This window comes from Candidatus Thermoplasmatota archaeon (genome assembly GCA_018814355.1).
Lineage (GTDB): Archaea > Thermoplasmatota > Thermoplasmata > UBA10834 > UBA10834 > COMBO-56-21.
This window is the reverse complement of the sequence record JAHIZT010000126.1, coordinates 1-3,641: the sequence shown is the minus strand read 5'-3', so window position 1 is coordinate 3,641 and position 3,641 is coordinate 1. Positions and strand designations below refer to the sequence as shown.

Genomic DNA, 3,641 nt, shown 5'->3' with positions numbered 1-3,641 from the left:
TCGTAGAAGTCCTTCAGCTCCTTCGTCATCCCTCCGCTCTCGACGCTCTCAAAGACCGCTTGAGCATAGGCATCGTAGAAGGGCTCCAGTTCCTTCCTTACGTGTTCAAGATACGCGTCCCACTCGAGCAGACTCGGACGGATCCACTCAGCCTCCTTGTTCTGATAGATGAGAAGCCGCAAAGGCCCTCTCAAGTCCGGAGAGCGCAGGATTCCTTTGAACTCTGGGGGATTCTCCTCTCGAAAGAACTCCCAGGGCATGGTCACCTCCACGCCTCCCGCACGGAGGTCCCTCAGGCTCTCCACCAGCGGCTCTATTTTGTCGAGGCAGATCGAACGGACTTTTCGCGGCCTTCTCCATGTGTCCTTTTCCTCGGTGAAGGATTGCGTATAGCGGACTCGAAACCAGCAGGCCAGAGCAGCTTTCTTCACAATCTCCTCGGTCGTTCGACGGGGATCCGGCCTGACCTTCCTCCTTTTGCGTAATACGCCCTTCCCATCGATTCTCTTGCTACTTCATCTGGTAGAGAACGCCAGTTGCCACCCGGCGGTATCATTGAGAGATAGCTCTTCTTCCTCGGACTGAAATCCAACACTACAGGGTTCTTCTCATTCAGTCCGTTCAAAGCCTCGCCAATCGTACTGAATGGTTTCATTCGATTCTCTTCAGATGTGAACCATTCCGAGTTGTCGGGTTGCACATTAGCATGAGTGGGCCTGGGAAAATCTACTATTCGATTGTACCTGTTGCCAATGAAAATGACCCGCTCTCGCATCTGAGGAACACCATAGTTAACTGCGTTCACCTCAAAGCAATCCATCCGATATTGGTCATGAAGATCGCCTAGATAGAGTCTGATAACCGAACCTGGTTGCTCATCGACGGCCAAAGGAGGGCCACCTTTGTCCGGGCGTTCGCTTATTTGCCGGTGCCTCACGGCAGCGGACATTAATCCCCTCACATTCTCCATTAGGAACATCTTCGGCCTCATTGAATCGACAAACCGCAAAAACTCCCAAAGAAGGGAACCTCTTGGATCCTGAACTGTCCCTCTCCTTCCAGCGGTGCTGAAGCTCTGACATGGAGGCCCTCCGACCACGACATCGATTTCACCCTTCTCAATCTGGAGGTCTGCCATGACTTGGCTGGGGTCCAGTTTCTTTATGTCGCCTTCGTAGACCTTGATGTGGGGGTCAATCCGCCCAGAATCTCGGTTCCTTCGGATCGTCTCACAAAAAGCGGGAACCTTCTCCACGCAAGCTTTGATTTCAAACCTACCAGTCTGGAACAGCCCAATATCGAACCCCATCCCACCTGAGAACAGGGACAGTGCTTGGAATCTCTTCTTGTGTTGAGTCACTTCACCTCTCTCCATTCTGGGAATGGTATATATCCCTAGCGTCGAGGTCGGCAAATAGACACACGAGTTCAACTGAGTCCGACGACCTCTCAGGTTGCCTTCGCTGTGGGCTTCTCCGAGGCGAGGGACACAAGTCTTCTTCTGTCTCTTCTTCACCATTGTGTGGGTCTGAAGGGATTCGAACTCGCCTTGGTGACCAGCAAAACCACGAAGCGGAGTCAGTCAAATGAGGGACAAAGCGGTTGAGAACGCCTGGCGAGACTACGAGCATATCGTTATGAGACTCTTGGTCGGAGCAAGGATAGGACTCGCGATCATGTTCGAGGACCACGTCAGGCAAGGCGTGGTGAAGTAGCATCGCTCGCAGACTCGAGAATCAATCAGGCTCGATTAGGCTACAATACCGGTGATTTAGGCGGTATGCATAAGGTGACCGAATACAGGTAACTGTCTGGCCCGGAAAAATATTCGGAGAATCTTCAGAGAAGTCTTCAGAAAATGTTCAGAAGAGTGTTCAGAGAATGTTCAGAGAAATCTCAGAAAAATGCTTAGAGAATTCACGAGGCCGTAGTTCGGAAGTAATATGACAGCAGAACATAGTTTGTCGAGGCGAAAGAAGATGCCTACGCTCCCGCCGCTCGCGTTCGGGCATTGCCATAATCTGGCCGATATTGAGGTTCAGGCCCCTTCAGGCCCACTCTGTTTGAGCTTGCCCCCGAGCAGAAAGCAAGTTGGAGGATATGGGAGCAATCTGCGTCAGGCTCTCGAACTACGCAGGCCGATAAATCTCGACAGGAATTGACAGCTTACCTAGATGCCGATAGAGTACCTTCGACACATCTTCCCATCTCAGCCCTCCAAGTCCACAACCGAGTGCGGGGACTGCAAGAGACTCGATGCCTTCTCCCTCGTAGTTGTCAACCAACCACTCCAGCCCCTTCTCTATGTCGACCAAGCTCGCTTTCTCACTCCAGTGGCCTTTTGTCGGAAAGAGAAGAAACCAGACACTATCGTTTGGTGATTCCACGTCTTCCGGGGTGTCAAGCAGGTCGTAACTCTCCTCACGCTTGTATAGGTAAGGCTCTCCCAACCGAAGTTGATGCTTCTGACACAGGTCTTTGTACACGCCGTAGACATCGGGGAACAGATACTTCGCCTTCGAAGCTAAACCTTTGCCCATGACACCCACACAGTTCACGCTGATGGTGAGGGTTTGCATTCCTGAGAGGAACATGTTCCCGTCCCTGACTACGAGATGCTCTCCAATCTCACTTCGTATCCGGGGCAGAAAGAACATCTCTCCATCAGCGACAATCTCTACATGGGAGGGCAAACTCCCACTACACAGGCTCTTCAACTGGTTCTTTGCATCTATGCTTGGGACGTAGACCATCTGGATGTACTTCGAGGGAACAACATCTGGTACGAGGCACTCAGCCATCCGCCTGCTTTTTGTGGCTGTTGACCAGTCGCCACCAACTAGAGCTTGCTCGCACTCGTAGACCACTCTTCGCCAATGTAGTCCAGGATGAAAACGAGTCTCTGATCTTGCCGCTAGCCCGTTCGTCACGAAGACCCCTGGGATATCGAGTACTGAGCGGTCAACACCGATTATTGCAAGATCCGGAGCCTTACGATATCCGAGAACTCTTAGAAGCATCGCGTTTTTTGGCTGAAAGAACAGATTCGCATACTCGCGAAGAAGCCTTCGAGAAGGCGCCTGCTTACCTCCGCGCATTGTGACTATCGATTCGTCATATATTGTCTCGTGCCCTATGCCTTCCTCCTCCACCTTGGCATGAGACAGAATACCACGCTGCAGGATAGACGGGACGTTATGCGCCGGGGCGATGTAGAAGAGCTGTCTGACATTGTATGTTCTGGATCTAGATACGGGCATTCAGACCATTCCCGAGACTCGTGAGTAGAGCGGGGATGCTGCTATCATCTGGAGGCCTTTATAGATTTTGGCTAAAGGTAGGCGAATCCATAGTCATCACGCCGATTCTCTGTTGTTTAGTGTAGCAGACACCGTTTCGTCTCACAGATGGGTAGTTCAGGCCCCTTCGGACCCAACATTTGCAAGGGAAAAATCCTCGCAATGTTCAAACAAGAAGTTGGACCCGAACGGACCACAGAACTTTCACGACGGGTACTTCCTTGATGGCAAGCAGTGCAAGGTTTCACAACCGTCAACCCAATGGGACCCCCGTCGAGAGGAGCTTCCAGTAGTGTCCCGATTGGTGTTCTCAGGATAGGAACCCCGATATCGCGATGCCTG

Annotated in this window: 3 protein-coding genes; all 3 read right to left on the bottom strand. The window is 51.9% G+C overall.

Going from position 1 to position 3,641, the window contains the following annotated elements:
- The coding region (locus KJ653_09720) for a hypothetical protein (GenBank protein MBU0686105.1) at nt 1-431 on the bottom strand (431 nt) is incomplete at its 3' end.
- Nucleotides 428-1,375 carry a DNA cytosine methyltransferase gene (locus KJ653_09715; GenBank protein MBU0686104.1) on the bottom strand — a complete coding sequence of 316 codons (948 nt, stop codon included), beginning with the start codon at nt 1,373-1,375 and terminating at the stop codon, nt 428-430. The genes KJ653_09715 and KJ653_09720, both read right to left, overlap by 4 nt.
- A 754-nt stretch (nt 1,376-2,129) precedes the next feature.
- Entirely contained in the window at nt 2,130-3,260 is a 1,131-nt protein-coding gene (locus KJ653_09710; GenBank protein MBU0686103.1) for a DUF4433 domain-containing protein, read from the bottom strand.
- Nucleotides 3,261-3,641 lie beyond the last annotated feature (381 nt).